Raw genomic sequence first — 1,935 nt, 5'->3', positions numbered from 1 at the left:
CCCTGCAGTCGGAGGAGGTCTGCGCCTGCAACTGGCAGAAGAACGACCCGACCAAGAACATCGACAAGATGGACGTCCTGAAGCAGGAGCTGAAGTAATACATGAGCATCGACAACCTTCGTTCCGGCCTGCCGGAGTACGCCAAGGATCAGAAGCTGAACCTGGGCTCCCTGACCCGTTCCACCGAGCTGAGCGAGCAGCAGCTGTGGGGCACCCTCCTGGCGTCGGCGGCCGCGACCCGCAATGACACCGTCTTCTCGGAGATCTCCGAGGAGGCCAAGGAGCACCTGTCCGACGAGGCTTTCGAGGCCGCGCTCGGCGCCGCCACCGTCATGGCGATGAACAACGTCGCCTACCGCGCCAAGGGCTGGCTCGGCGACGACTACGCCCAGGTGAAGTTCGGCCTGCGCATGAACATCATCTCCAAGCCCGGCGTGGAGAAGGCCGACTTCGAGCTGTGGTCGCTGGCCGTGTCCACGATCAACGGCTGCGAGCACTGCGCCGTCGCCCACGACAAGACCGTCCGCGAGGAGGGTCTGACCAAGGAGCAGGTGTGGGAGGCCGTGAAGATCGCCGCGGTCGTCCAGGCCATCGCCCAGACCGTCCAGGTCGAGAACGCGCGCTAATCGTTCCCGCCTGATCGGCTCGAGAAAGCCGCCGCACTCCCCCGGGTTCACCGGGCGGGTGCGGCGGCTTCGTCGTGTGCGGGTCAGTTGACGCGCTTGACCTCGCCGCACTTGTCGATGGTGAACTCATCGAGGACGCTGCCCGCGCCGGCGGCGCCGTTGGACGACATCCGGTCGTCGCCCTCGACGGTGATGACGGCGGTGACGTCCATGGTGCAGGCGTCGACCGTGATCTTCTGGAACGTCGAGGTCTCCTGGGCCCACACGGCGCGCTCGGCGCCCTGCTCGCTCCACGCCGGGTTATCGGCGGAGGTGCCGTAGAACTTCGATCCGGCGGTCGCGACCATGTAGACCGGGCCGGTGTTGACGCCGTCGACGACGTTGTCGGACTTGTGGCCGCGGGCATAGGCGTGATCGTGACCGTTGAGCACGAGGTCGACGTCGTGGCGCTCGATGGTCTCCGCGAAGGCGTTGCCGTACATCCGGTCATTGCGGTTGGTGCTGGCGTTGTGGACCGGCTGGTGGAACATGACCACGGACCACTGATTCGGATTCTCCGTCAGGGCGCGGTCCAGGAACTCGCGCTGCTGATCGAGGAAGAGCGCGTTGGCGGACAGCGTGATGATGCGCACGCCGCCGCGGTCGACGAAGTACGTCGAGTTGCGCAGGATCTCGGGCCCGTTGGCGGGGTGGGTGAAGTGGTTGGCGAACGCGGTCGCGAACGGGTCCACGGTGAACTCGTGGTTGCCGATCGCCGTCAGCATCGGCGTGGTGGCCGGGGCGCCGTCGAGGGAGTCGTACCACTGGCCCCATTCGGCATCCAGGTGGGCCTGGTCGATCATGTCGCCGGACTGCAGAATCAGCTCAGCGTCCGGCGCTCCCGCGAGAGCCGCGGAGGCGGTGGTGCGCCACTGGTCGGCGAGGCCGTTCTGGGCGTCGCCGAAGAAGATCATGTCGACGGGGCCGGCCTGGCCGTCGGTGGCGGTGGTGAAGGTCCGCCACGGGCCGGCTTCCCCACCGGCCGTGACGATGCGGTACTCGTAGTCGGTCGCCGGGACCAGGCCGACAATCGAGGCGGTCTGATGGAAGCCGCCGGCCGGCGCCATCCCCTTGAGTCCGGCGGGAATCGACGTCGGCTCGGCGCTTGCGGCCTCGGCGCTTGCGGCCTCGCCGCCGCCGACCCGGCGGTACTCCACGGACGCGCCCTGCTCGGCGGTGCGGAAGGTGACCGTCATGCCGCGGGCGGCGTCGGCGGTCGGCGCGAGGATGACGCGCTCGGCGACGGGAGCCACCTGGCCGGCGGACTGGG

General features: G+C 68.3%; 2 protein-coding genes and 1 pseudogene. 2 read left to right on the top strand and 1 reads right to left on the bottom strand.

Annotated elements, in window-relative coordinates:
• Together GX015_RS00235 and GX015_RS00230 are read left to right on the top strand one after the other, a co-directional pair.
• Positions 1–98 (top strand): annotated as a pseudogene (locus GX015_RS00235) (peroxiredoxin); the annotation flags it as partial.
• Positions 99–101: 3 nt separating this feature from the next.
• Positions 102–626 carry a carboxymuconolactone decarboxylase family protein gene (locus tag GX015_RS00230; RefSeq protein ID WP_291341896.1) on the top strand — a complete coding sequence of 175 codons (525 nt, stop codon included), beginning with the start codon at positions 102–104 and terminating at the stop codon, positions 624–626.
• An 83-nt stretch (positions 627–709) separates the two neighbouring features.
• On the opposite strand, the gene GX015_RS00225 is transcribed toward GX015_RS00230, so the two are convergent.
• A partial coding sequence (locus tag GX015_RS00225; protein WP_291341895.1) for a metallophosphoesterase family protein occupies positions 710–1,935 on the bottom strand: 1,226 nt, incomplete at its 5' end.

It is taken from the genome of Corynebacterium sp. (assembly GCF_012837295.1).
GTDB lineage: Bacteria > Actinomycetota > Actinomycetes > Mycobacteriales > Mycobacteriaceae > Corynebacterium.
The sequence above is the reverse complement of the archived record's forward strand: the minus strand, read 5'-3'. Positions and strand labels throughout refer to the sequence as shown.

What these genes read in the sequence shown, in the direction of transcription:
- GX015_RS00230 (WP_291341896.1), top strand. Translation starts at nt 102, where the DNA reads ATGAGCATCGACAACCTTCGTTCCGGCCTGCCGGAGTACGCCAAGGAT.